The sequence below is a fragment of the Pseudomonas sp. TSRC2-2 genome (genome assembly GCF_049897785.1).
GTDB lineage: Bacteria > Pseudomonadota > Gammaproteobacteria > Pseudomonadales > Pseudomonadaceae > Aquipseudomonas.
Genome location: NZ_JAFCWZ010000002.1, coordinates 594690 through 620493 on the forward strand (window position 1 = coordinate 594690; position 25804 = coordinate 620493).

The window sequence follows — 25804 nt, forward strand, 5'->3', positions numbered from 1 at the left end:
GCCACCCACCGGGCGATTTCGCCTCCGGGCACCCTAACTTTATCCGCAAGGAGAGCACCCCATGGCAACACCAGCGTACATGTCGGTTACCGGCGAAAAACAAGGCCTGATCACTGCCGGCGCTTTCACCGCCGACTCCGTTGGCAACACCTATCAGGAAGGCCACGAAGACCAGGTCATGGTTCAGGCTTTCACCCACGACGTGATCATCCCGCGTGACCCGCAATCCGGTCAGCCAACCGGTCAGCGCGTTCACAAGCCAGTTGTGATCACCAAGGTCTACGACAAGGCTTCGCCACTGCTGCAAGCAGCACTGACTTCCGGCGAGCGCATGAGCGAAATCGTTATCCAGTGGTACCGCACTTCGGCCCAAGGCACCCAAGAGCACTACTACACCACCAAACTGGAAGACGCGATCATCGTCGCCATCAACAACAAAATGCACAACTGCCAGGATCCAGGCAACGCGCACTTCACCCACCTGGAAGAAGTGCAGTTCACCTACCGCAAAATCACCTGGACCCACGAAGTATCCGGTACTTCGGGTTCCGATGACTGGCGTGCTCCAGTCGTTTAATTACGGCTGACCGTTACAAGCATCGGCCAGCTCTGCTGGTCGATGTTGTTTACGCCCCTCCAGAATTTCGCGTACGTTGAGCCGCTTTTTTGCGGCCGTCGACGAGCGCCGCTGTACAGCACGAGGAACAAGGGATGTTCGCGCCGGCCAATGAAACCCACTTTGCCCTGACCATCGAAGGGCTTTCCGCCGATTTTCAGGTATTCACCCTGACCGGCCGGGAAGCCATCAGCCAGCCTTTTGTCTTTGAGGTGGAGCTGGTCAGTGAGCAGCCGTCGCTGGACCTCGAAACCCTGCTGCACAAACCGGCCTTTCTGCAGCTGTCGCCTGACGGCAGCGGCATTCATGGCCAGATCTACCGCGCCGCGCAAGGCGATTCCGGCAAGCGTCTGACCCGTTATTCTGTGACGCTGCGCCCACAACTGGCGTATCTGGCGCACCGCATCAACCAGCGCATCTTCCAGAACCTCAGCGTGCCGAAAATCATCGGTATGGTCCTCGAAGAGCACGGAATCCAAAGCAACGCTTACGAATTCAAGACCGGTTCGATCTATCCCGAGCGCATCTACTGCGTGCAATACGACGAGTCGGACCTGCACTTCATCCAACGTCTGTGCGAGGAAGAAGGCATTCACTTCCACTTCAAGCACAGCGCCAACGCGCACAAGTTGGTGTTCGGCGATGACCAGACGGTGTTCCCGAAACTCGCGCCTGTGCCCTATCAGCAAGACTCGGGCATGGTCGCCAGCAACCCGGTGATCAAGCGCTTCGACCTGCGTTTGGAAACCCGCACCAGCCGCACCACGCGCCGCGATTACGACTTCGAAAAGCCGCGCCTGACACTGGAAAGCGAAAACCGTGGCGACGCCCTGCCCGACCTCGAAGACTATGATTACCCGGGCCGTTTCATCGACCGCGAGCGCGGCAAGCACCTGGCCAAACGCGCCCTCGAACGCCATCGCAGCGACTTCCAATTGGCCGAAGGCAAGAGTGATCAGCCACTGCTGGTCAGCGGCCATTTCCTCGCCCTGACCGAACACCCGAAAGCCAAGTGGAACGACCTCTGGCTGCTCACCGAAGTCCTGCACGAAGGCAAGCAACCGCAGGTGCTCGAAGAGTCGGTGACCAGCGACACCACCGCGCTGAAAGACGATTTCCATCAGGGTTATCGCAACCGTTTCCAGGCCACGCCGTGGGACGTACCCAATCGCCCGCCGTTGCGCCACCCGAAACCGCGCATCCTCGGCAGCCAGAGCGCCGTGGTCACCGGCCCGAAAGGCGAAGAAATCCACTGCGACGAGTACGGCCGGGTCAAAGTCCAGTTCCATTGGGACCGCGAAGGTCAGGCCGACGACAAGACCAGCTGCTGGCTGCGCGTCTCCAGCGCCTGGGCCGGCGCCCAGTACGGCGGCATCGCCATCCCGCGCATCGGCATGGAAGTGCTGGTGACCTTCCTTGAAGGCGATCCCGATCAGCCATTGATCAGCGGCTGCCTGTACCACAAGGAAAACACCGTCCCGTACGAGCTACCAGCGAACAAGACCCGCAGCACCTTCAAGACCCTCAGCTCAATGGGCGGTGGCGGCTACAACGAACTGCGCATCGAAGACAAAAAAGGGCAGGAACAGATCTACCTGCACGCCCAGCGCGACTGGGACGAAAACATCGAGCACGACCAGAAAATCCGCGTCGGCAACGAACGCCACGACACCGTCGAACAGAACAGCTACAGCGAATTCAAGGCCGAAGAACACCACACCGTCTACGCCGACCGCAAAGTCGAAACCCGCGCCAACGACCACCTCACCGTGGGCGTCAACCAGCACATCAAAATCGGCACCGGCCAGTTCATCGACGCAGGCCAGGAAATCCACCTGAGCAGCGGCATGAAAGTGGTCATGGAGGCCGGCGCCGAGCTGACCCTGGTCGGCGGCGGCAGCTTCATCAAGATTGATGCTGGCGGCGTGACCATGAGCGGGCCGGTGATCAATATGAACTCCGGTGGTAGTCCGGGCAGTGGGACTGTTGCTGCGCCGTTGATGCCGGGGCCTTTAAAACAGGCTGATGCTGATAAGGCGGGGCAGGTAACAGTGCCACCTATGGCAAACCCGTTCGTACGAAAAAGCATTCAAGGCCTGCCCCTTGTTCCGATCTGTGGAAAACAAGCTAATGGCGCTTGCTCGCGGGAGGTTTGCCCATGTCTGAATGGTTAAGTCACTTTTTGGAAAAACCCGTGGCCACGACGCCATCGGGCACCACCGCAAACCGCACCCTGTATGGCATCGTAGACAGCGTTCGCCAGCCTCGGGCTCTGGAAAAGCTTTTCCAACAGGCCGGGTTGAATGGTGTTGAAAAGTTGTTTCAGGACACGCCGTTTGCCGAAATGAATGATGTCAGTCCGATCTGGCTACAACTGACACCGGGAAGTCCTGCCGCCGCCCAAGCCCTTGAGCTATGCCACGACAACCGCGCCGGCATTCTGCTCACCTCACGTGAAAAACCGGAGACCGCGCTCTTGCATGCTCGTCGCCTCCTGCGCATGAACGACCCGACTCATGGTGACTCGCTGGCGCGTTACTACGACCCGGCATTCTGGAGCGCGCTAGCGCTGACGGTACCCGTCCAACCTCTGTTTGGCCCTTGGGACAGCGTCTTCACCCCGCCCGCCCACAGAGACGATCAACAATGGCGCCTTTGGGAACAAACAGAAAAAGTTGATACCTCTAGCGTCGAACAAAAATATCCGTTGCAACTAAAGAGCAACACACTGATAGCGTTCGATGAAATCCGCTGGTGGTACTGGATTCGGCTGCGGAACGCCGAGTCCGCTACGGGCTTATCGGATTCGCAGCTGTCTGGCGTGGCCGATAATTTGCAACTGCTGGTGGATCACGGCATTGAAGAAGGACGTCATCTTGAGCGCCTGCTGCCGAATCTAAACCAAGGTCCGTTACAGGCCCGCACTGACGTCATGAACGTGCTGAGCAGCGACATGCCGGCATTCGAGAAAGTACAACGACTGGAAGTCTGAGATGACAGGTACGTCCGAACAAACACCCGCGCCAGAACAACCACCTGTTGTCATTCCGGCCGATCCGCCAAAAAAGACTGCCGACGCGGAAACGTTCTGCAAAGACATGAAGCCAGGCTGCAGCAGCAGCTATGACGACATCATCTACGTCACTGGTCAGCGCCGTTTCTGGCTGTTGCCCAAGCGCACGTCCGAGAAACTCAAGGAAAGCGTCAGCCTACTCAAACAGAAAACCGTCGACACTGATAAAGCCACGCGCATGAGCAACATCGCCGATGCAGGTTTGATGGACTACTTCCTCACTCCGGGTCCGGAAGCTTTTCTTGAAGGTGAGCAACACACCAGTTATATGGCGTCGAAAGCCGCAATCCCCGAAGACACTGCAAAAAAAGCACAGTGCCGCAAGGATTGGGAAGCGGCAAAAGCCAAAGGTGATAGCGACGCGGTAATGCATGCCGAACGTGAGATGTTCCACGCCGGAAAACGCATCGAGACAAATCAGCAGAACATGCAAACGCTGGAAAAAGTCTCCGATGCAAAAGCAAAGACACTGGGGTACAAACGGGAAAACGGAGTTTTTTATACCCCGCGTGCCTTGAAGGCGCGTGACGCAATTGACAAATACATTGAAGAGCGCGACAAGGCGAAAGCCCACGGCTACAAAATGTTTGATCCTGGCACTGGCAAGATCGCTTCGGCCTGGGAGCACTTGAAAGAGTACAAGGCTCTTCACAAAAAGCTGATCGAAACCGGCGAGATCGACGAAAAAAAGCTAAGGGGTGTCCAGCTCAACATCCTGGCGTTGAAAGATCTGATGTCAACGTACATAAACGCTATCGTAGAAGTTGCCGAATGCGGGATTGCAGTTCCCGAGTTCGCGCTCAGCCCTGACGACCAATACACCGGCAGCGAGGATTTTCAGGCGTTTATCGAGCTGACCAACAAACGCGATGAACTCGAAAAAAAAATCGAGGAGCGTTACTCTCAATGGGTGTCGGCGACTGGCGGCAAGTCCGCACCGCCCGGCGTCCTGTTCGTCAGTTTGCAAAAGCAGTGGTACGACTTGAATAACGAGGCAGAGCGAATCCAGCTTACTGCAGAGGCGCGTATACGTGGGCTCAAGCCATCCCGCCTGTTCCTGTGGGAAGCGGAAAGCTATAAGCCTAAGCCGATCGAACGTCTGGCCAAAACCAACATACCTCTGCGCGAACTCAGTAGCGCCTCGTCAACGACGATCCTCAACCACATCAGCCTGAAACACCTGGCACAAATCAGTGGTAACGCATTCCAAGGACAGCTCAAGGAACTGGCGACCAGTCTGCCGAAATCGATTGCCAAAGAGGCCGACGACGACCGGGTATTCAGCGATTGGCTGGAACAGGAAGGTGCGCTCCAATTCGATGAAAAGGGACCATGGTTCGATGAACATGGACTGTTTGTGCCTGATAAGTTCTTCGCGGCGCTGGAAGCCAAAGGCTACAAAGTCGAAAGCCTGAAAGCCGAAGCCAAACGCCAAACCTGGGGCGAAAACCTGAAAGCCATGGTTTTCGAAGATAAACAGCTGCGCAATCTCATGCTGTTCGACAACAGCCCCCAGGCCCAACTGGTTCGATGCTTACTCCCGGAAAGCGCCAACCTGCTGTCGGAAGTCAAAATGGAAGGCCCCACTCTGAAAAGTGGTTCCCCTCAGATTGCCAACTTGGAGGTTGCACTGGATGTAACAGCGTGGCGCGGGGAAGTCAGCTTGCTCAAAGTCGAGTTCCCTAAACGGGCAAAGGCCGATCCCTGGATAGCGAAATACAAGGCACACGACGGCAGCGTACGTAGCGTCAACTTCGGCAAACTGTCATTGGATCTTGAAGCCAAGGCTTGGGGCTTCGCCGGCGCAAGTCTCATGCTGTCGCGCGATTTGACCCTTGATCAAAAAACTGGCTACACCAGCCTGGTCGGCGTTGACATGGCCGAAAAATCCGGCGATCTGGCAAAGTTTGAAGTCTTTGCCGGTGCCCAGGCCGGGTGCAAGGTAACCGGCAAACTGTTCTGGTGCCCTCCCCCAAGCGTCCTCCCTCCTGCACCGGTGCCCAACCGCATCTCCGCCAACCAGTGGCGTCCACTGGCCAAACTCGAAGTGGAAATGGCCGTAGCCCTCGGCGCCGGCTACTCCGGTGATATGCAGCTGCGGATGCAAAACGGCCATCTATTGCTGTCGATCAAGGGGGCCCTGGTCTGGGGCGCAGGCGTAAAAGGTTATTTGACCTTTGAAGTCGGCTACGACAGCATCGTGGCCCTGACGGAACTGGTGCGACAGGAAATGGCCGCGAACCAATACAAGGATCTTGAGTGGGTGGATAAGGAAGCATCAGCCTATATGGAAAAACTGAGCTTCCTTGGCGCCACAGGTATTGATGTAGTTTTTGCGTATGTGCGTGGGTATGCAATTGTTAAAGAGATTTTTGAAGCGCTCACGGAAGGGGATCGGGGTGGGCAGATTGCTTACTCAATCGCAATAGCTGAAAACCAGAAAATAATGCGGGATTGGGTATATAACTTGCAACCGCAGGCATTAGGGCCACTACTTCTGGCGCTGAGCACTCCGCCCAAACCGCTCACAGTAGAAGACAGCGGAAAAGAAAAAGAAAATTTCAATGAAGATGAAGTTCACCTTTTACAGCAACAGTCAATTGAACGATGCCTAGGATGGATATCCAGCAAGCCTGACGCAAACCAACAGTTTGAAGAAGCGATCATCCGTATGAATCGAGATGGTGCACGAACTGAACAAGCTGGACTCTCTTACTGTAAAAACAAGGCAAAGCTAGATCTATTTATGGCTGAACGGGTATTAGGGCTTGACGAAACCAACAACGCCATGCGATCCAGGTATCGAGATCGGGTCTCTAAACTTGGAATACGTTTAGATAAGCACTGCGACTACAGCACCATATACACCGGACCTGCTTTCGCACCAGTTCAAGGTCTCAAAGCTACTTACAAAGGGCCAAACATTGATTAATCGAGTAATCTTAAGTTTTTTTACATTCTTTATTTTATCCAGTGCCTGCGCTGCACAGTTAACAGAGTCCGAGGCAATAGCCAAAGACAAGGGAATTATTCTTTATCAACAAGGAGCATGGACTTCCTCGCAATCTTTTTTACGAACCGCAGCTGAGGCCGGCGATAAAAAATCTCAATATTTTCTAGGTGAGGCGATACGGCTGAGCAATCGATACATGACAGAGGAGGCCAGAAATTGGTACGTCGCCGCGGCAGAGCAAGGTGAACTTTACGCTATGCTACGACTAAGTAGTAAAAAGGATCTTTGCAACTTATCAGATGACTGCGCGGGGAAAGGTAATGTTGACTGGAGAGAGCAAGCTTTAAAAATTGCCCGTGAACGTGCCGACAAAGGTGATACGGAGGCAATGGTTGTGCTGTTTACGGCAAATCAAGGATTGGAATGGCTAGAAAGAGCCGCAGAATCGGGTGATAGTTTTGCTCAACAGCGGCTCGCTAGTGCTTACCAAAGTGGAGAGGGATGGTTTTTGATCCCAGGGAGTCGGGAGAGAGCAATAAAAAAATGGTTTAAGGCTTCAGCAGAAGGAGGTTTTCCTCCTGGCATGTATCTGTATGCAAACTATTTATATGAACACAATGGCAGTAAAGAAGAGGTCGGAAGCTGGCTCAAAAAAACAGCTGAATCCGGACATATAAACGCATTAGGGGGCTATGCATTAAACATTGCCCATCTTCCAGACACTTATGGATTCCCTTTAGATCTCGTTAAGGCTTACGGATTCACCTACTTAATAGCAAGCCTCAAAGGTGAAGCAATCGCACCGGAGGATGCAAGACTGAACCTCTTAGAAATCGCAAAAAAAATGCAACCTGAAGAAATAAATCTTGGGATATCGTTTGCGAAAGAATGGGAAAAATCTCACCCTCCTTTATCGTATTTTCATCCGACATACGGGTACTAGCGAACCCATTACGCTTAGAGAACAACCAACAAAAAAAAGCGATGGATTTATTTAACAGACACTTCTGCAATTAAATAATCCGTCGCTTTTTCATTTAATCAAACACCCCTTTGCACGGCCCTGCCACAAAGTTGCGATACCTTCCAGTCCCGGGAGCCCAAAAACATCAGGAAATAATGTTTCAACCAAAACACTTAACCTTGGAAGCGGAAAGGGATTTTCAACAACCGGGTTTCTCAGCGCACGAAATACAGCTGCTCAAGCATTCATTGTGACCACCGACACGCTAATTGTGCTCGAATCATCAAAACAAGCCGGGCAAACCTAATGTCTTCAATAAATGAGCAATCGAGCGACGATCTAAATCTCAAAAAAATACGGCCCGTGGCTGGTGAGAAACGTAAATTCGCGACAGGTGAGGCATTATTCTTCTCCCCGCTTCCGATACCAACGGGCAATGTCCCCATGGATTTGGGCGGAAGCTTTGTTGAGGTAAATGATACATTCCTCGACGTAGGCAGTAGTAATTTCGGCAAGGCTTTCTAAGCGAGGGCAATGATTGGGCTCGGGATGATGTTTATTTTTTCATGCCTGATTATTTTGCCTTTGCTTGCAGGATCTACTACCTGGGGATCCCCATTTTCCGAGTCCTTTTGGGACAGAACTGCAGGCATGTTCGATTTCGGTGTGACCTTTAGTATTTGGGGTGGAGGTATAGCTGCGCTTTTGGGTATTTACGTTATCTTAAGCACTACCAGAGCGAAGTCGCGCACCCGTCCAATTAGATTCAACCGCCAACGTCGTGAAGTCTGTTTCTTTCCCGAAGGTTCTGACCTCCCCGTCATTCAACCATGGGAAGAGATAGTATCTTGGCTTTCGATCATTACAGGTATTACTGGAGTAGGCGTAACAAGCGCCTATACATTTGGTATGGCGTTCGACGATTCCAGAGCTGACGTAGTGCATTTTGTGAGACAAGGCGTTATGACTCCTGCCCATGCCTTGGGTAAGTGGGAAGCCATACGGATCTATATGGAAAAAGGACCGGAGTTATGCCCTGCTAAAGCACCCTACGAGGGTCGCCACACCTTCGATAAAGAACGACAAGACATGCACGAGGAATACCAGCACAACGAACGTTCCGCTTTAGGAGTTTGTTGGTGGTACCTGACACATCTGATCACTTGGTGGCGTTTTCCGTATTGGGTAGCAGAATGGGACCATCGTTTCAGCATGAAATCTCTACCTGATTCCATTGCTGAGTGGTCTAAACCTCTTCCGCCTGATCAATGTGGCAAGCCAAGTCCCGCGCTTAAAGAGCAAAGCGCGAAAATCGAAAGAGCCTTTGCTCAAGGACAGGATTTTATGACGTACTTCAAGGCAAACCTAAACGAAAGCAAGGCAGAAGAATAAAAAACAGCTGAGCTATATAGTAGCCAGAAATCAATAGCCCGAGAGCCGTCAGGTCAAGTCTGAGCTTTTACAAAACTGAAAAACAAAAGGGGATGGTTCATTTCAAAAAAAATAAGCCCGTCCCTTTTCGAGCCGTAACTAGCGACTCCCTGTAGTTGCCTAAACCGCCTAAATATTTTCGGTTCAATTGCATGCCATCCAAACCTGAACAGCAAGTCGAACTTGATCATAAAAATCACCGCCCCACGGCAGGTGAAACTCGTCGTTTTGCCACAGGCGATTAAGTCGAGAAGTGTCTAAGTCAGCTGGCGGGGATTTGTTCGCTTCGGCAGCGGCAGTGATGCAAATAATCAGCTTTATTAGAGTATCTAGTAAATACTCCCTCAAAAAAGAAGCGGACGCTTCAGACAAATTAGCTTTATTTAATCCCTTCTTTTCTATGGCAGGAGGCACCTTCGCTGCCTTCCAAGGCATCGCTATCACTAGTCTGTCTCCTGCAATAGAAAACTATTCCAGTGCTGCTGGAAAAATAAAACTGGCAGCTAGACTGGGTAGAATCACAGGTGCTTTAACCCCCTTTGCATATGTTTTTAGCACTATTGCAGTTGGCACTGGTATTTACGGCGAAAAAGGCTCTGCGGCAAGACGGACTGAAGCTCTTCGCTCAGGTGATGGAGCCAAGCTGGCCGGTGCCAGTATGACTCTGGCTGGCGACTCGGGACAACTGATCGTCAATGGCTGGGAGCCGTGGAGTGAGCCGATGCTCTATCAACTCAATCTGTTGAGTGCTCTGGATGCACCGCTCAAACTTGGCTTTGAGATTTTTCAGAATGAAACCAATGCGCAACATGGCATGGGTATTGCTCTGCGCTATCCCCCTGTGGCAGGCGAAGAGATATTTCTAGAAAAGCGCTTCGAGTCTGTTACGTTTAACGCCCAAAGTGGCAAGTTTTCGTTTTCACCAGTTTCAGTACTACGAACTCGAGCATCCGATGCCCCATGGTTAGTAATCAACAGTGAAGCCTTGAGTTCTCCAAACCTGACAGGTTGAAAGCATGTATTCGAACCTTAACAAAAACGATGAGTTTGATTTCAAACAAAACCGACCTTTTGCGGGAGAACGCCGGCGCTTCGCTACAGGTGAAGCCATATTTTTCTCACCGAAACCAATTCCGACGGGGCAAACGCCCATGGATTTGGGAGGAAGCTTCATTGAAGTAAACGATACGTTTCTTGATGTAGGCAACAGTAATGTGAACAAGGCATTCCAAGCGAGAGTGATGATCGCAAGTGTGATGCTCGTACTCATTTCATGTTTATTAATTGTTCCAACACTTGCAGGCCTCGCTGGAATCAATAATCCCTTTAGTCGCAGTTTCTGGTGGTACTTTATCGATTTTTTTGAGTTTGGCTTGCGACTATCTATCTGGTGCGCTGGGGGAGTGGCGATCCTCGGTAGCTATGTAGTAATCAGCAGTACCCTCAAAAAATCAAGAGCTCGTCCAATTCGATTTAATCGCCAACGGCGTGAGGTCTGTTTTTTTCCTGACGGATCTGAAGAACCGATAATCCAACCTTGGGAAGATACTGTCGCCTGGCTTTCAATAAGTACGGGAGTTATGGGAGTAGGTGTAATGAGAAATTATACATTTGGCATGGCCATCGATAACCCCAAGGCTGATACGGTACACTTTCTGAATCAAGAGGTAATGACACCTATTCATGGTTTAGGAAAATGGGAAGCCATCCGCATCTACATGGAAAAGGGCACTCAATTCTGCCCCGGCAAGGCCCCTTTTGAGGGCAGCCATAGTTTCAATAAAGAACGCGATGATATGCGAGAGGAATACCAACACAAGGAGCGCTCTGCATTGGGTGTGGCATGGTGGTATTTGACTCATTTAATTACGTTGTGGCGTCTTCCGTACTGGATAGCGGAATGGGATCACCGCTACAGCATGAAAGGATTTCCCGAGTCAGTTGAAAGGTGGTCAGAAGAGCTTCCACCCGAAGAGTGGGCACAACCGAGCGCAGCGTTGAAAGAACAGTCAGCAAAAATCGAAAAAGCTTTTGCTCGTGATCAAGATTTCATGAGTTACTTCAAAATAGATCTAGAGCGCTCATCAACGGAACAGGAAGCACAGCATAATTAACCAGGCGTAGGAGCCAAGAGAGCTAAAGGTGACAGGGTGATAGATGTATTTTTTAGAAAATAAATCTGTCACCTTTGCTTTGCTGTAGTTGCCAATACCGCCTACATTTTCTCGGTTGAATTGCATGCCATCCAAACCTGAACAGCAAGTCGAACTTGATCTTAAAAATCACTGCCCCACGGCAGGTGGAACTCGTCGTTTTGCCCAGGTGAAGCATTATTTTTCTCACCGCTGCCAGTTCCGACCGGGCAAATCCCAGTGGATCTCGGCGGAAGTTTTGTTGAAGTCAACGACACCTATCTGGACTTGGGTAGCAGCAATCTCACCAAGTCTTTCCAAGTGCGATTAGCTGTATCAGCTCCCAACAGTCGTAGTTATCGTTTGTCTATTGGTTCTCCCAACATTGATGGGCTTCGCAGCATTCATAAACCCATTCGGCAGAAGCTTCTGGTTTTACTTCAACGATTTTTTTGAGTTCGGAATATCACTAGCGTTCTGGTGTGGAGGGGGCGCAGCGCTGATTGGCCTGTACGCGATTCTCAGCACCACAAGGAACAAAGCCCGCGCCAGACCCATCCGATTTAACCAACGCCGAGAGGTCTGTTACTTCCCGAATGGCTCCGACGAACCCGTGATCCAGCCTTGGGAAGACAAGGTTGCGTGGATCTCAGTCAGCACCGGATTCACTGGAGTAGGCGTAATCAGTAGCTACACCTTTGGCATGGCCATAGATAATCCCAAGGCCGATACGGTGCACTTTTTCACACAGGAGGTCATGACTCCTGCCCATGCCTTGGGTAAGTGGGAAGCCATACGGATCTATATGGAAAAAGGACCGGAGTTCTGCCCTGCTAAAGCACCCTAGGAGGGTCGCCACACCTTTGATAAAAAACGACAAGACATGCACAAGGAAATACCAGCACAACGAACGTTCCGCTTTAGGAGTTGGTTAGTGGTACCTGATACATTTGATCACTTGGTAGCGTTTTCCGTATTGGTAACAGCGTGGCGCGGGGAAGTCAGCTTGCTCAAAGTCGAGTTCCCTAAACGGGCATAGGCCGATCCCTGGATAGCGAAATACAAGGCCCACGACGGCAGCGTACGTAGCGTCAACTTCGGCAAACTGTCATTGAATCTTGAAGCCAAGGCTTGGGGCTTCGCCGGCGCAAGTCTCATGCTGTCGCGCGATTTGACCCTGGATCAAAAAACTGGCTACACCAGCCTGGTCGGCGTCGACATGGCCGAAAAATCCGGCGATCTGGCAAAGTTTGAAGTCTTTGCCGGTGCCCAGGCCGGGTGCAAGGTAACCGGCAAACTGTTCTGGTGCCCTCCCCCAAGCGTCCTCCCTCCTGCACCGGTGCCCAACCGCATCTCCGCCAACCAGTGGCGTCCACTGGCCAAACTCGAAGTGGAAATGGCCGTAGCCCTCGGCGCCGGCTACTCCGGTGATATGCAGCTGCGGATGCAAAACGGCCATCTATTGCTGTCGATCAAGGGGGCCCTGGTCTGGGGCGCAGGCGTAAAAGGTTATTTGACCTTTGAAGTCGGCTACGACAGCATCGTGGCCCTGACGGAACTGGTGCGACAGGAAATGGCCGCGAACCAATACAAGGATCTTGAGTGGGTGGATAAGGAAGCATCAGCCTATATGGAAAAACTGAGCTTCCTTGGCGCCACAGGTATTGATGTAGTTTTTGCGTATGTGCGTGGGTATGCAATTGTTAAAGAGATTTTTGAAGCGCTCACGGAAGGGGATCGGGGTGGGCAGATTGCTTACACTCTCGTTTTTGACAAAAATCAGCAACAGATGCGTGAGTGGGTGTTCAACTTACAACCTCAAGCGTTTGGACCATTGTTGATGGCGCTGAGCTCGGCTCCTACTTCCTTTTCAGTGGAGGAGGAGCAGGAGAATAAGACCTTCGAGGAGGACGACGCGCATCAGATCCAGCAAAGAGCAATTGAGCAGTGCCTAAGATGGATATCCACCAAGTCTAATGCTGCTCAGCAGTTTGAAGAATCAATTATCCGTATGAACCGCGATGGAATACGTCCAGCACAAGCAGGTTCAGCATACTGCAAAAACAAATTGAAGCTTGACTCTTTTATGGCAGAACGCGTCAACGCTCTCGACACCATTAGCAATAATACTAGACTACGATATCGCGAGCATGTCGCAAAGCTCGGCGCACGTCTAAATGGATATTGCGATTACAACCCGATTTACAAAGGCCCAGCCTTTGCCCCCATTCAAGATACTAAAGTAGTTTATAAAGGACCCAACATTGATTAATAAGATTATATCTGGACTACTGTTCTCATTACTCATATCCTCCACGGCTTTCGCACACCTAACACCGGAACAAAAATCTGCTAAAGAAAAAGGATTAATTCTATACCAGCAAAGTGACTGGTATGACTCCCAGCCGCTACTGGAAAGAGCAGCGGAAGCTGGAGACAGTACTTCTCAGTATTACTTGGCCGAAGCAATTCGACTTAGTAATAGATATACGACTTCCGACGCGAGAAAATGGTATGAGGCCGCAGCTGAACAGGGCAACCTTTATGCAATGCTCCGATTGAGCAGTAAAAATGATCTCTGCAACGAGTTGGGTGAATGTACGGGCAAGACAGCTGATGACTGGCGCGAGCAAGCAATAAAAATCGCGCGTGAACGCGCCCAGAATGGCGACACCGAAGCGATGACAGTAATGTTTATCACTAAACAAGGATTTGACTGGTTGGAAAGAGCCGCCAACGCAGGTGACCCACTAGCTCAAAATACACTCGCCGGTATTTATAAAGACGGCGGGGGATGGTTTTTGATTCCTGGCAGTCGTGAAAAGGCTGTTGAGAAATGGTATGGAGCCTCAGCTAATGGTGGTTATCCGAGAGCAATGTATCTTTACGCCAATTATTTGTTTGAACACAACGGTAAAAAAGAGGATGCAGCTTACTGGCTAAAAAAATCTGCTGAAGGCGGATACATTAATGCCGTAGGCAACTATGCACTCAGCGTCGCTCATATGCCAGACAATCTTGGATACACCAAAAATCTTGTGGAGGCATATGGACTAGCGTACCTGATGTCCAAGCTCGAGGGTGGTGGAACAGGACCTGAAGATGGAAAAATGATCCTGCCTGAGATCGCAGAAAAAATGACAAAAGAAGAAATTGAACTTGGCATAGTATTTGCGAAAGAATGGAAAAAATCGCACCCTCCGCTTTCGTATTTCGTACCCGTTTACGGCTACTGAAAAAACGCTTAATGCTTGCCAGCTTTGTTCCGCGCTGCAGTTAGCACAAACGATCAGAACTAACTATTCACGCTTGCAAAGAATTTGTGATCGAAATGCTAAATATCGAATACGATAAAGCGGTAGTCCAATCAAAAACTCCGAATTTTTCTACCTGAGTTCAGGATCAAAAGCAAACTCGAATTTTTTGAAAAAACTGAATAATTCATGATCGGCTTGCTTGCATCGCTGCTCACGAATGGAACAAATTCAAAACAGCTTTCCATGCTTAATCCGTATTTAAGCCTCAATAGGCGACCAGGGAAAATCGCAGCACAACACTGCGATTTCTCACCCCATAGAATCAATCTGCCGCCAACCGCACCTGCCTCTCCAACTCCACCTTCAACCCCGGCTCCAGCTTCAACTGCCGCGCCAGCTCATCCAGATAGCTTTTCTCCATAAAATTTTCCTCATCCACCAGCATCACACTGGCGATGTACATCTCTGCCGCCATTTCGGGCGTGTTCGCCGCGCGGGCGACGTCGGTGGGGTCGAGGGGTTTGTTGAGTTCGGCGTGGAGCCAGTGTTGCAGTTCCTGGTCGCTGTCGATTTTGGTGAATTCACCTTCGATCAGTTCGCGCTCGCGCTCGTCGATGTGGCCATCGGCTTTGGCGGCGGCGACCAAAGCTTTGAGGATCGCCTGGCTATGTTCCTCGACCTGCGCTGGAGGCAGGCGGTCGAGGGTTTGCGGTTCGCGTTGTGGTGCGCTGCCTTTCTGCGCGTTGTAGTTGCCGTAGGCTTTGTACGCCAGCACGCCCAATGCGGCCAGGCCGCCATAGATCGCCACTTTACCGCCGACTTTGCGGACCTTTTTATTGCCTAGCAGCAGGCCCATCGCGCCTGCGGCCAATGCGCCGCCGCCCGCGCCGGAGAGCAATCCCCCGAGGCCGCTGGAGCCAGGCGAGCCACCGAGCAGACCACCGAGTCCGCCGGCAGCCGACTTGCTGGAACCGCCGCCGGCCTTGTTCTGCAGCATTTCCTGCCCGGACTTGAGCAGTTGATCGAGCAATCCACGGGTGTTCATGTTCCGTCTCCAAACAAGGGTTATCCGGATCTAAGGCCCTCAGCCTAGTTCGAAAGTGCCCGGTCCCGACTTCCCAGTGTGCTTCCAGATGTTGCTCGCTGCTCGCAAGAGCCCGGTTCGCACGTTACGCAATGAAAAGGCGCAGGCTTTTCGGCCTGCCCCTTTCCCCTCCTCTATTAGAATCGCGAAACACTGCGCATCGCATCCACCAGATAGCGCATGGCGATCCGGTCGCTTTCCGACAGCTCTCGATAACGTTCCACCAGTTTCAACTCGTCGGAATTGAGACGGCGTCTTCTGCGTCCGCCGCCCAAGCAAGGGAAGATGCCCAGGATTTCGGTGATGCTCTGTATTTTTGCCATGGACGATGTCCTTCTCTGTTGAGTCAAGAAACTGCTGAACCTCACATCGCCCTGCCTCTTCGAGCAGCGTCGTGTGCCCCGCCGGCACGAAGGCTTGTATCCGGTCTTGTCCATAGCATAGGAATTAAATCGGCGTTGAAAAGTGGTTTTTAGAGTAATTAATCGACAAAAGCAGATATGCCCTCTAAATCAGAGAGTCCTGTCAGAAAAGTTACAGACATGTCTTGTTTCATTGCCAGATGACACGATGCAAACAAGCCTTTTTGCCCGACAATCGAACCGATTAAGCTAGCGGGCATCTGTTTATAGTCCGTTGCGTTTGGCCGAAGGCATGACCGAACCGTAATTTCCGATCCGACAGGTGCCAGGAACGGCGCTGGATTGCACACGACAGGTTGTATTTATGCACCGCAGGAATTTGCTCAAAGCGTCCATGGCCATTGCGGCCTATACCGGTCTTTCCGCGTCGGGCCTGCTAGCGGCTCGCGCTTGGGCTGCCAATGGTGGCGCCGCTGATGGTGAGGCCCAGGCCTTCGATTTCGAGTCGTTGAAGCGTCAGGCCAAGCAGCTCGCCGGCAGTGCCTATCAGGATACGAAACAGGTGTTGCCACCAACTCTGGCGACCATGACGCCGCAGAATTTCAACGCGATCCGCTACGACGGCGAACACTCCTTGTGGAAGGAAAACAAAGGCCAGCTGGACGTACAGTTCTTCCACGTCGGCATGGGTTTCCGTCAGCCGGTGCGCATGTACAGCGTTGATCCCAAGACACGCATGGCGCGCGAAGTACATTTCCGCCCGGCGCTGTTCAATTATGAAAACACTTCGGTCGACACCCAGCAGCTCAAGGGCGACCTGGGTTTTGCCGGCTTCAAGTTGTTCAAGGCGCCGGAGCTGGATCGGCATGACGTGGTGTCGTTTCTCGGCGCCAGCTATTTCCGTGCGGTCGACGCCACTGGCCAATATGGCCTCTCCGCGCGCGGCCTGGCCATCGACACCTACGCGAAGAAGCGCGAGGAGTTTCCCGACTTCACCCAATTCTGGTTCGAGACGCCGGACAAGAACGCCACGCGGTTTGTGGTTTATGCCCTGCTCGACTCGCCGAGCGCTACTGGCGCCTATCGCTTCGATATCGATTGCCAGGCCGAACGTGTCGTCATGGAAATCGATGCGCACATCAATGCGCGTACCGCCATCGAACAGTTGGGCATTTCACCGATGACCAGTATGTTCAGCTGTGGCACTCACGAACGGCGCATGTGCGATACCATTCATCCGCAGATTCATGACTCCGATCGCCTGGCCATGTGGCGCGGCAATGGCGAATGGATCTGCCGTCCGTTGAACAACCCGGCGACGCTGCAATTCAACGCATTTGCCGACACCGATCCGAAGGGTTTTGGCTTGGTGCAGACCGATCACGAATTTGCCAACTATCAGGACACTGTCGACTGGTACAGCAAGCGCCCGAGCCTGTGGGTAGAACCAACAACCGCTTGGGGCGAAGGCTCGATCGATCTGCTGGAAATTCCTACGACCGGCGAGACGCTGGATAACATCGTTGCCTTCTGGACGCCAAAAAAACCCGTCGCGGCAGGTGATTCACTGAATTACGGTTACAAGCTGTACTGGAGCGCCTTACCGCCAGTGGGAACGCCGTTGGCCCGGGTGCATGCGACCCGCTCCGGCATGGGTGGGTTCACCGAAGGCTGGGCACCCGGCGAGCATTACCCGAAAGTGTGGGCGCGCCGTTTTGCCGTGGACTTCACCGGTGGCGGTCTGGAGCGCTTGCCGCAGGGCACCGGGATCGAACCGGTGATCACTTGTTCCAACGGCAAGGTGCAGGACTTCAGTGTGCTGGTACTGGATGACATCAAGGGTTACCGGATCCTGTTCGACTGGTACCCGACCAATGACAGCGTCGAGCCGGTGGAGCTGCGCCTGTTCATTCGCACCAATGACCGCACATTGAGCGAGACCTGGTTGTACCAGTATTTCCCGCCGGCGCCGGACAAGCGTAAGTACCCTTGAGGACTTGAAGCCCAGCTCAGGCGCCATTCGCGAGCAGGCTCGCTCCCACAATTGGAATTTGTATGCTGTGGGGAGCGGGCGTGCTCGCGAAGAGGCCTGCTCAGGCAATACAAAACTCTCGAGCACACAAAAGCCCCGACCATCACTGGCTCGGGGCTTTTGCTTTCCAGCCTTCAGTCAATCCCGCATATCCGATTCATGAATCGGCTGATCCCGATGCGTCGCCCGCTGATATTGCGCCGGCCACACCGCTTTGCGCCCGCCCAGATCATCGTCGGCATGCAGCGGCCAGTACGGATCACGCAGCAGTTCGCGAGCGAGGAAGATGATATCGGCCTGGCAAGTGCGCAAAATGTGTTCGGCCTGCGCAGGCTCGGTAATCATTCCGACGGTGCCGGTGGCAATGCCTGACTCTTTGCGTACACGTTCGGCGAAGCGCGTCTGATAACCGGGCCCAACCGGGATTTCCGCGTTTGCAGCGGTCCCTCCTGAAGACACGTCAATAAGATCGGCGCCCAGCGTATGAAGGCGACGCGCAAGCTCGACGGTCTCATCCGGATTCCAGCCATCTTCCACCCAATCGGTCGCCGAGACGCGAACGAATACAGGCAATTGCTCTGGCCACACCGCCCTCACCGCTTCAGTGACTTGCAGCACCAGACGGATACGATTCTCGAACGAGCCACCATATTGATCGCGGCGTTGATTGCTCAGCGGCGAAAGAAACTGATGCAGCAGATAGCCGTGCGCGGCATGCACCTCAACCACGCTGAAACCCGCCGTCAGCGCACGTTTGGCCGCATCGACGAAGGCCTGAATCACTTCGGCGATCTGCCCTTCATCCAGCTGCTTCGGTTGCGTGTGCTGCGGGTCGAAGGCAATCGGTGATGGCCCGACCGGGGTCCAGCCGCCATCTTCCGGTTTGACGCTGCCATGCTTGCCGATCCACGGCCGATGGGTGCTGGCCTTACGCCCGGCGTGAGCCAGTTGAATACCGGCGACCGCGCCTTGAGCGGTGATGAAACGGGTGATGCGTTGCAGCGGCGCGATCTGTTCGTCGTTCCACAAACCGAGGTCTTCGGCAGTGATGCGCCCGTCAGCGGTAACCGCCGTGGCTTCGGTAAACACCAGACCGGCACCACCCACCGCGCGGCTGCCCAAGTGCACCAGATGCCAGTCGTTGGCCAGGCCGTCGACGCTGGAGTACTGGCACATCGGCGACACGGCGATGCGGTTGGGCAAGGTCAGTTGGCGAAGGGTAAAAGGTTCAAGCAGCAGACTCATGGGGCACCTCTCGAATCAGTGGGCAGGCTCCAGGGTTCTGTTTGAAAAGTCGACGAGTGACAGAAAAAGGGTGCAACACCCGCCCCCGCGGGCAAAATTCGACAAGACGTCACAAGGCCAATCAAGCAGTGCTTAGAGCCTAGTCGACAATGGGGGATCTCGAGGGGTTCCAGAAAAGATCGCAGCCTTCGGCAGCTCCAGCAGAGAAAATGCGGCCCACTGCAGGAGCGGCCGAAGGCTGCGACCTTTTGATCTTCAGCGCGGTTCGATGTGGGCAATCATCAACTGCACAGTCTCGTTGCCGCGAAACTCGTTAACGTCGAGCTTGTAAGCCAGTTCAACCCACTGGATCGTCGGGTTCGGCCACACATCGCGATCAATGCCAAACGCGATGCCATCGAGCTTCACCGAACCGCATTCGCTTTTGAGTACCACTTTCAGATGCCGCTCGCCGACCACGCGCTGCTCGACCAATTGAAACACACCGTGAAACAGCGGCTCCGGGAAGTGTTGCCCCCAAGGCCCGGCATGGCGCAAGGCGCGGGCCAGTTCCAGGTGGAATTCTTCGACGGCGAGCGTGCCATCCGACAACATGCGCCCGGTGAGATCTTCTTCGCGAAGTTGCCTACGCACCTCTGCGTCGAATGCCTCGGCGAACAGCGCAAAATTCTCCTGCGGCAAGGTCAGTCCGGCCGCCATCGCGTGGCCACCGTACTTGGCGATCAGATTTGGATGCTGCGCCGCGACGACGCTCAGCGCATCGCGAATATGAAAGCCCTGCACAGAGCGTCCGGAGCCCTTGAGCAAGCCATCACCGGCATCGGCGAACGCAATGGTCGGGCGGAAATAGCGCTCTTTCATGCGCGAGGCAAGGATGCCGATCACACCCTGGTGCCACTCCGGATCGAACAGGCACAGACCAAACGGCATCGACTCCACCGGCAAGTCCTTGAGCTGCGCCAGTGCTTCACGCTGCATGCCCTGCTCGATGGATTTGCGATCCTGGTTCATGCCGTCCAGTTGCGCGGCCATTTCCCGGGCCCGATTGGCATCGGCAGTGAGCAGGCATTCGATGCCCAGGCTCATGTCGTCCAGACGCCCGGCGGCGTTCAGGCGCGGGCCGACGATGAAGCCCAGGTCGGTGGAAGTGATCCGCGCCGCGTCACGCTTGGCCACTTCCAGTATCGCTTTGATCCCCGGTCGCGCCCGGCCGGCCCGAATTCGCTCGAGCCCCTGATGCACCAGAATGCGGTTGTTGGCGTCCAGCGGCACCACATCGGCGACGCTGCCCAGTGCCACCAGATCAAGCAGTTCGCCGATGTTCGGTTGCGGCTTGCTCTCGTACCAGCCGAGGCTGCGCAGGCGCGCGCGCAATGCCATCAGAACATAGAAAATCACCCCGACGCCGGCCAGCGCCTTGCTCGGAAATTCGCAGCCCGGCTGGTTCGGGTTGACCAGCGCATCGGCTTGCGGCAGTTCGTCGCCGGGCAAGTGGTGGTCGGTGATCAATACTTTCAGTCCGGCGCGCTTGGCCGCCGCGACGCCTTCGACACTGGAAATACCATTGTCGACGGTGATCAATAGTTGCGGTTCGCGGGTCAGCGCGACTTCGACGATTTCCGGCGTCAGGCCATAGCCGTATTCGAAACGGTTCGGCACCAGATAATCGACGTGCGCCGCGCCCAGCAGGCGCAGGCCGAGGACACCCACGGTGCTGGCAGTGGCGCCGTCTGCGTCGAAGTCGCCAACAATGAGAATGCGCTGGCGTTGCTCCAGTGCCGTCACCAGCAGGGCTACCGCCGCGTCGATGCCTTTGAGCTGCTGGAACGGAATCAAGCGCGCCAGACTCTTGTCCAGCTCCGCCTCCGACAGCACGCCCCGCGCCGCATACAGGCGGGTCAGCAGGGGCGGCAGATCACCGAGGAAAGGCAGCGTTGCAGGCAGTTGACGAGGTTCGATACGCATGGGGCGACGGAGGCTTCTCTTTGATTCGTGGGAAATATCAGCGGTGTCGCGAACTCAGCCGCGCTCACCTTGCAGCCATTGCAACTGGACTTCGTGTTGACCGCGGTCGTCGGTGACGAAGATCGTGCCTTCACTGATCATCACGTCCCACTTGATGACACGCGGCATGTCCTTGGCCAGGGTCTCCAGCACTTCTTGCGGAACGGCTGCGATGTTGACGTTTTTCAGGTTCTTGATCGCCGGGATCACCTTGGTTTCCCATACGCGCAGGCTGCCGTAGGCCAGCAGGCTGGTGCGTTCGGTGCGGCGCGAGCACCAGGTCAGGCGATCGGCATCCGGCTGGCCGACTTCAATCCAGTGCAGAACACGGTCGTCCAGGCTCTTTTCCCACAAGGCCGGTTCATCCACATCTGACAGACCACGGCCGAACGACAGCTGCTCGTTGTACCAGAGCGCGTAGGCCAGCAGCCGCACGGTCATGCGCTCTTCGGTCTCCGAAGGATGACGGGCGATAGTCTGCTTGACGCTCTCGTAGACGCTGCGGTCGAGGTCGGTGAGGTTCAGTTCAAATTTGTAGGTAGTGGACGGCTGGGCCATGAACGGGCTTCTTGATACGAGGAAAGTCGGCAAGTCTAACCGATGCCACAGGCAATCATCGAATTGATGGCAATCAAGCTGCGGCGTCTGACCGTCGGCTATGTTAAAACCCTGTATCCGCTCAACCTTGTCCTACAGGATTTCGCATGCCGTTTACCAGCAAACCGCTCTCGGGCCTGAAAGTCATTGAATTGGGTACGCTGATCGCCGGGCCGTTTGCCTCGCGCATTTGCGGCGAATTCGGCGCCGAAGTGATCAAGATCGAATCGCCGGACGGCGGCGATCCTCTGCGCAAGTGGCGCAAGTTGTACGAAGGCACCTCCCTCTGGTGGTTCGTTCAGGCACGCAACAAAAAGTCCCTGACCCTGAACCTCAAACACCCTGACGGTTTGGCGATCCTGAAACAACTGCTGGGCGAAGCTGACATCCTCATCGAGAATTTCCGCCCCGGCGTACTGGAAAAACTCGGTCTGAGCTGGGAAACCCTGCACGCACTCAACCCGAAACTGGTGATGGTGCGCTTGTCCGGTTTCGGTCAGACCGGGCCGATGAAGGATCAGCCAGGCTTCGGCGCGGTTGGCGAATCCATGGGCGGCTTGCGTTACATCACCGGTTTCGAGGATCGGCCCCCGGTGCGCACCGGGATTTCCATCGGCGACTCGATTGCCGCGCTGTGGGGCGTGATCGGCGCGCTGATGGCGCTGCGTCATCGCGAGGTCAATGGTGGACACGGCCAAGTGGTCGACGTCGCCCTGTATGAAGCCATTTTCGCCATGATGGAAAGCATGGTGCCGGAGTTCGACGTCTTCGGTTTCATCCGCGAGCGCAGCGGCAACATCATGCCTGGTATCACGCCCTCCTCGATCCACACCAGCGCCGACGGCAAACATGTGCAGATCGGCGCCAATGGTGATGCAATCTTCAAACGCTTCATGCTCGTGATTGGCCGCGAAGATCTTGCCAATGACCCTGCGCTGGCCAGCAATGACGGCCGCGACAGTCGCCGTGACGAGTTGTATGGCGTGATAGATCGCTGGGTCAATTCGCTGCCACTGCAAACTGTACTCGACCGGCTCAACCAGGCCGATGTGCCGGTCAGCAGGATCTTCAGCGCCGAAGACATGTTCAGCGATCCGCAATACCTGGCGCGGGAAATGTTTCTCCATGCCAAGCTGCCGGACGGCAAGGATTTCAAGATGCCCGGCATCGTGCCGAAACTGTCCGAAACACCGGGCGCGTCCGAGTGGGTCGGACCGCAGCTTGGCGAACACAATGCGCAGGTGCTTGGCGATCTGGGCTACGACGCGGCGCAAATCGCTCGGCTGCGTGAAGACGGGGCCATTTGAGCACCACCCGGCGCTTCGCTTTTTCGAGCAACAAGCCGCGCATTGAGCAACCGACGGGCAAAAGAAACCCCGAGAAGTGGGGAGACGACTCGGGGTTAAACGGGGTCTGCTTTGAGACCCGTAGCAGCAAGCGACAAGCACCGGAGCACAATGCTTGATCCTGCTGTTATGGGGTCTGACTGACAGGAATGCAGGAAGGTTCCCACAAAAGATATTTCATCTTTACAGGGCCGGACGCTTGTCCAGAGCGGCGTTGCGCAACGCCGCAATGACGCAGGGTTCCAGTCGTCCTTCGGCAATCATCACGTCACGATGCAGGCCGTCCACTACGTCGGTCAGCAAGCGCTTGTCGCTCAACTGGGCCTGATTGAACTCGCGCTCCACTACAATCGCGCCGCTGCTGTTCTTCAGCGTCACCAGACATTCACCATGGCTGCCGCGAGGGGTCAGCGTCACCTGATACGGGCTCAGAGCCTCACCGAGCAATAGACTGATACTTTCCATCTCGATCTCCACTCAATAGTCCGAAAACAGTGCCTGGGGCGTGTTCACATTAAATGACCACCGGCCCGAGAAGAAAGTTCTGTCTGTCGCGCCCCGATCTTCCGGGTCCGCGTCTGACAAAGCATGCACGGCGAAGATGACAGAAAAACAACCGCCGGTTTCAGGCCTCGACAAGTGCTTGCGACGTGATCAGATAGCTGTCGAGCAGAGCTCTCATCAACACTGCCGAGACCGGCGTTTGCAGCCGCCCCAGCAGGCGCAGGCGTTGTTGGCAAAGTACCGGTTCCAGATCACTCAACAAGCTCTGCGCGACCGAGCCCAGCAGAATCAGCGCACGGGCCTCATGGTGCGCCGCCAGGTGATGAATCAAAGCCAGTCCATCGCCACCCTTGAGCTGCGGATCGCAGATGGCAATATCAACTGCGCCGCGATGCCCTAATGAACACAAGGCTGAGGCAAGCGAAGGCGCCGTCAAAACGTCGTAGATGCCAATGGCATTGAGCATTTGATGCAATGCCATCAGTTGGAACGGGTTGGGTTCAAGAATCAGGACTTTAAGCGAGCGCATGGGCGACCTCTGAAGCGATCATCGCGGACTCTCACCGCAGTTATCGTTCACTCTAGGCCAGGCGTCTTAAGCCTCCCATCAGAAAAGTAGCCGCGTCTTGCAGGACATTTCCCTTCTTTAATGCAGACATCGGCAGCCGCTCTCGGTCCGACGCTGGGTGATGTCGGTCCAGCCACCCAACAAGCCGCGCAGTTTGCCGTCACCGCTGTAAAACGGCACAGTCCAGTGATAGATCTCACGTGGCCCGCCATTGAATAGCAACTCGCGCTTACTGAAGCGCGACTTACGCGTTTGCAACTGCGAGACATACTCGTCGTGCAGCATCCGCGCGGTACTTTCAGGCAGCGCGTCGACCTCGATCAGCAAACGCCCCTGCATCTGATCCAGGCGCACCGACAGCGCCTCTTCGTAGCTGCGGTTGCAGATGATCAGGCGTCCCTGCAGATCGCGCACGAACACCGGATCCGGCATGGAATCAATCAGGGCGTGCTGAAAAGCCAACTGATCACCCAGTTCCTTTTCTGCTTCACAGCGCAACTTGATCACTGCCGCCAAGCGTCTGTTCCACACCAACGACAGCATTCCGAAAACGCCAATACCCCCCATTGCCCAGCATCCCCACCCGACCAACTGCTGCCAGATCGATGGGACGGGTGCCGGCGAAATACCTTCGAGCCATTTGAGTCGGATCGCTCGCAACTCAGCGGCCGGGAAAGCTTCCAGCGCCTTGTTGAGAATACTCAGCAGCTCTGGCATGCCCTTTCGTACAGCCAGATGATCGGCTTCCCACTTGCCCTCCACCAAGCCACCGACTTTGAGCATGCCCAACGGATAGAGCTGCGCGCCGATTTCGTTTTCGATCGTGGCATAGGCTTCACCACTTTCGACCAACGCTCGCGCTTCGGCATAAGTTTTTACAGAAAGAATTTCAATCGACGGATAGTCACGCCGGATCACATCTTCGAGCGCATGCCGGGCCGGCAGCACCACAACACGTTTCGCCAATTGTTCGAAAGATTCCACACTCGGCGCGCTGGCGTGCCCGACGAACACCCAGCCCGCCCCGCCGAACGCGTGGCTGAAATCAAGGAACAGCTTGCGATCATCGCTCATGGCCAAGGTCGTACTGATGTCCGCGACCCCACTTTGCAGACGTTCGAGCATGTGATTGGTGGAAAAGGATTCCTGATGCTCGAATTGCAGCCCGGTCATCGCAGTGACACGCTTGAGCACATCATTGTTAAGACCGCTCCATTGCCCGTGCTCGTCCTGAAACAGATACAGCGGATACTGCACCGACGCCACCGTCACCTTCGGGTTTTCGCGAAGCCATTGACGCTCGCGTGCGTCGAGTTCGACAGGCTGCACATTGACGGACGCATTCGTCTGATCGCGTACCATTTGCGCTGCCACGCCGCTGTGCATCCATCCCAGCAGCGCCAACATAAACAACCAGCCCAGCGCCGGTTTCAAACCTCTGTAAAACAGCATTGCCATTTCCTTCGTGATCGACTCACCCCTCCTTCGTGGGTGAAAACCCGAGCAGTGTGGCAGCATGTCTAGTCCTGAAATAGGTTTACACCTGTTTCAGTTTCAAAACGCCCGATGCACCGCATCGGGCGTTTTGTATTTCAGGGACAAATGAGGTCGCTTACGGTTATAGATTTCTATCGAT

General features: G+C 54.5%; 20 protein-coding genes. 12 read left to right on the plus strand and 8 right to left on the minus strand.

Features of this window, described 5'->3' with window-relative positions:
• Positions 1–61: 61 nt before the first annotated feature.
• The 10 genes from ACP7D9_RS05850 to ACP7D9_RS05895 all read left to right on the plus strand — a co-directional run bounded on the left by ACP7D9_RS05850 (position 62) and on the right by ACP7D9_RS05895 (position 14405).
• Complete coding sequence (locus ACP7D9_RS05850; protein ID WP_007949952.1) at positions 62–577, plus strand: Hcp family type VI secretion system effector; 516 nt, start codon at positions 62–64, stop codon at positions 575–577.
• 134 nt (positions 578–711) lie between these two features.
• A complete protein-coding gene (tssI, locus tag ACP7D9_RS05855) occupies positions 712–2790 on the plus strand; it encodes a type VI secretion system tip protein TssI/VgrG (RefSeq protein WP_426156147.1) in 2079 nt (692 codons plus the stop codon).
• A complete protein-coding gene (locus ACP7D9_RS05860) occupies positions 2775–3608 on the plus strand; it encodes a DUF4123 domain-containing protein (protein ID WP_426156148.1) in 834 nt (277 codons plus the stop codon). Before tssI ends, ACP7D9_RS05860 begins: the two co-directional genes overlap by 16 nt.
• Position 3609: 1 nt before the next feature.
• Positions 3610–6621, plus strand: coding sequence for a hypothetical protein (locus ACP7D9_RS05865; protein WP_426156150.1), 3012 nt, complete (start codon positions 3610–3612; stop codon positions 6619–6621).
• Entirely contained in the window at positions 6614–7585 is a 972-nt protein-coding gene (locus ACP7D9_RS05870) for a tetratricopeptide repeat protein (protein WP_426156152.1), read from the plus strand. The genes ACP7D9_RS05865 and ACP7D9_RS05870 overlap by 8 nt, the downstream gene beginning before the upstream one ends.
• Before the next feature lie 570 nt (positions 7586–8155).
• On the plus strand, positions 8156–8998 hold the full coding sequence (locus ACP7D9_RS05875) for a DUF6708 domain-containing protein (RefSeq protein WP_426156154.1): 843 nt from the start codon (positions 8156–8158) through the stop codon (positions 8996–8998).
• A gap of 292 nt (positions 8999–9290) precedes the next feature.
• Positions 9291–10049 (plus strand): hypothetical protein, encoded by a 759-nt coding sequence (locus ACP7D9_RS05880; RefSeq protein ID WP_426156156.1) that lies wholly within the window; start codon positions 9291–9293, stop codon positions 10047–10049.
• Between the two features lie 4 nt (positions 10050–10053).
• The gene (locus ACP7D9_RS05885) at positions 10054–11151 is read left to right on the plus strand and encodes a DUF6708 domain-containing protein (protein WP_426156158.1); all 1098 of its coding nucleotides are present in this window, start codon (positions 10054–10056) and stop codon (positions 11149–11151) included.
• 1129 nt (positions 11152–12280) lie between these two features.
• Positions 12281–13441, plus strand: a complete 1161-nt coding sequence (locus ACP7D9_RS05890) for a hypothetical protein (protein WP_426156160.1) — start codon at positions 12281–12283, stop codon at positions 13439–13441.
• On the plus strand, positions 13434–14405 hold the full coding sequence (locus tag ACP7D9_RS05895) for a tetratricopeptide repeat protein (RefSeq protein WP_426156162.1): 972 nt from the start codon (positions 13434–13436) through the stop codon (positions 14403–14405). Before ACP7D9_RS05890 ends, ACP7D9_RS05895 begins: the two co-directional genes overlap by 8 nt.
• Before the next feature lie 343 nt (positions 14406–14748).
• Here ACP7D9_RS05895 and ACP7D9_RS05900 read toward each other — a convergent pair whose 3' ends face one another.
• Complete coding sequence (locus tag ACP7D9_RS05900) at positions 14749–15471, minus strand: tellurite resistance TerB family protein (RefSeq protein ID WP_426156164.1); 723 nt, start codon at positions 15469–15471, stop codon at positions 14749–14751.
• A gap of 176 nt (positions 15472–15647) precedes the next feature.
• On the minus strand, positions 15648–15833 hold the full coding sequence (locus ACP7D9_RS05905) for a hypothetical protein (RefSeq protein WP_101159372.1): 186 nt from the start codon (positions 15831–15833) through the stop codon (positions 15648–15650).
• 403 nt (positions 15834–16236) lie between these two features.
• On the opposite strand from ACP7D9_RS05905, the gene ACP7D9_RS05910 reads away from it, so the two are divergent.
• Positions 16237–17865: a glucan biosynthesis protein D gene (locus ACP7D9_RS05910; RefSeq protein WP_101159371.1), complete on the plus strand. Its 1629-nt coding sequence runs from the start codon at positions 16237–16239 to the stop codon at positions 17863–17865.
• A 177-nt stretch (positions 17866–18042) separates the two neighbouring features.
• Here ACP7D9_RS05910 and ACP7D9_RS05915 read toward each other — a convergent pair whose 3' ends face one another.
• The 3 genes from ACP7D9_RS05915 to ACP7D9_RS05925 form a co-directional block, all read right to left on the minus strand.
• Complete coding sequence (locus ACP7D9_RS05915) at positions 18043–19149, minus strand: NADH:flavin oxidoreductase/NADH oxidase (RefSeq protein WP_101159370.1); 1107 nt, start codon at positions 19147–19149, stop codon at positions 18043–18045.
• Positions 19150–19404: 255 nt separating this feature from the next.
• Positions 19405–21114 (minus strand): single-stranded-DNA-specific exonuclease RecJ, encoded by a 1710-nt coding sequence (gene recJ / locus ACP7D9_RS05920; protein WP_101159369.1) that lies wholly within the window; start codon positions 21112–21114, stop codon positions 19405–19407.
• Positions 21115–21168: 54 nt separating this feature from the next.
• On the minus strand, positions 21169–21711 hold the full coding sequence (locus ACP7D9_RS05925; protein WP_007908961.1) for a YaeQ family protein: 543 nt from the start codon (positions 21709–21711) through the stop codon (positions 21169–21171).
• A 146-nt stretch (positions 21712–21857) separates the two neighbouring features.
• Here ACP7D9_RS05925 and ACP7D9_RS05930 point away from each other — a divergent pair, with 146 nt between their 5' ends.
• Positions 21858–23057, plus strand: a complete 1200-nt coding sequence (locus ACP7D9_RS05930; protein ID WP_101159368.1) for a CaiB/BaiF CoA transferase family protein — start codon at positions 21858–21860, stop codon at positions 23055–23057.
• A 222-nt stretch (positions 23058–23279) separates the two neighbouring features.
• On the opposite strand, the gene ACP7D9_RS05935 is transcribed toward ACP7D9_RS05930, so the two are convergent.
• The 3 genes from ACP7D9_RS05935 to ACP7D9_RS05945 form a co-directional block, all read right to left on the minus strand.
• The gene (locus tag ACP7D9_RS05935) at positions 23280–23561 is read right to left on the minus strand and encodes a DUF3509 domain-containing protein (protein WP_016771530.1); all 282 of its coding nucleotides are present in this window, start codon (positions 23559–23561) and stop codon (positions 23280–23282) included.
• A gap of 160 nt (positions 23562–23721) precedes the next feature.
• On the minus strand, positions 23722–24129 hold the full coding sequence (locus tag ACP7D9_RS05940; protein ID WP_101159367.1) for a response regulator: 408 nt from the start codon (positions 24127–24129) through the stop codon (positions 23722–23724).
• Between the two features lie 117 nt (positions 24130–24246).
• Positions 24247–25620, minus strand: a complete 1374-nt coding sequence (locus ACP7D9_RS05945) for a transporter substrate-binding domain-containing protein (RefSeq protein WP_101159366.1) — start codon at positions 25618–25620, stop codon at positions 24247–24249.
• Positions 25621–25804: the final 184 nt, after the last annotated feature.

Excerpts from the sequence above, each read along its gene's own strand:
- ACP7D9_RS05850 (WP_007949952.1), top strand. The coding sequence starts at position 62 with ATGGCAACACCAGCGTACATGTCGGTTACCGGCGAAAAACAAGGCCTG.
- tssI (WP_426156147.1), top strand. The coding sequence starts at position 712 with ATGTTCGCGCCGGCCAATGAAACCCACTTTGCCCTGACCATCGAAGGG.
- ACP7D9_RS05860 (WP_426156148.1), top strand. The coding sequence starts at position 2,775 with ATGTCTGAATGGTTAAGTCACTTTTTGGAAAAACCCGTGGCCACGACG.
- ACP7D9_RS05865 (WP_426156150.1), top strand. The coding sequence starts at position 3,610 with ATGACAGGTACGTCCGAACAAACACCCGCGCCAGAACAACCACCTGTT.
- ACP7D9_RS05875 (WP_426156154.1), top strand. The coding sequence starts at position 8,156 with ATGATGTTTATTTTTTCATGCCTGATTATTTTGCCTTTGCTTGCAGGA.
- ACP7D9_RS05885 (WP_426156158.1), top strand. The coding sequence starts at position 10,054 with ATGTATTCGAACCTTAACAAAAACGATGAGTTTGATTTCAAACAAAAC.
- ACP7D9_RS05900 (WP_426156164.1), bottom strand. The coding sequence starts at position 15,471 with ATGAACACCCGTGGATTGCTCGATCAACTGCTCAAGTCCGGGCAGGAA.
- ACP7D9_RS05905 (WP_101159372.1), bottom strand. The coding sequence starts at position 15,833 with ATGGCAAAAATACAGAGCATCACCGAAATCCTGGGCATCTTCCCTTGC.
- ACP7D9_RS05910 (WP_101159371.1), top strand. The coding sequence starts at position 16,237 with ATGCACCGCAGGAATTTGCTCAAAGCGTCCATGGCCATTGCGGCCTAT.
- ACP7D9_RS05915 (WP_101159370.1), bottom strand. The coding sequence starts at position 19,149 with ATGAGTCTGCTGCTTGAACCTTTTACCCTTCGCCAACTGACCTTGCCC.
- recJ (WP_101159369.1), bottom strand. The coding sequence starts at position 21,114 with ATGCGTATCGAACCTCGTCAACTGCCTGCAACGCTGCCTTTCCTCGGT.
- ACP7D9_RS05925 (WP_007908961.1), bottom strand. The coding sequence starts at position 21,711 with ATGGCCCAGCCGTCCACTACCTACAAATTTGAACTGAACCTCACCGAC.
- ACP7D9_RS05930 (WP_101159368.1), top strand. The coding sequence starts at position 21,858 with ATGCCGTTTACCAGCAAACCGCTCTCGGGCCTGAAAGTCATTGAATTG.
- ACP7D9_RS05935 (WP_016771530.1), bottom strand. The coding sequence starts at position 23,561 with ATGGAAAGTATCAGTCTATTGCTCGGTGAGGCTCTGAGCCCGTATCAG.
- ACP7D9_RS05940 (WP_101159367.1), bottom strand. The coding sequence starts at position 24,129 with ATGCGCTCGCTTAAAGTCCTGATTCTTGAACCCAACCCGTTCCAACTG.
- ACP7D9_RS05945 (WP_101159366.1), bottom strand. The coding sequence starts at position 25,620 with ATGCTGTTTTACAGAGGTTTGAAACCGGCGCTGGGCTGGTTGTTTATG.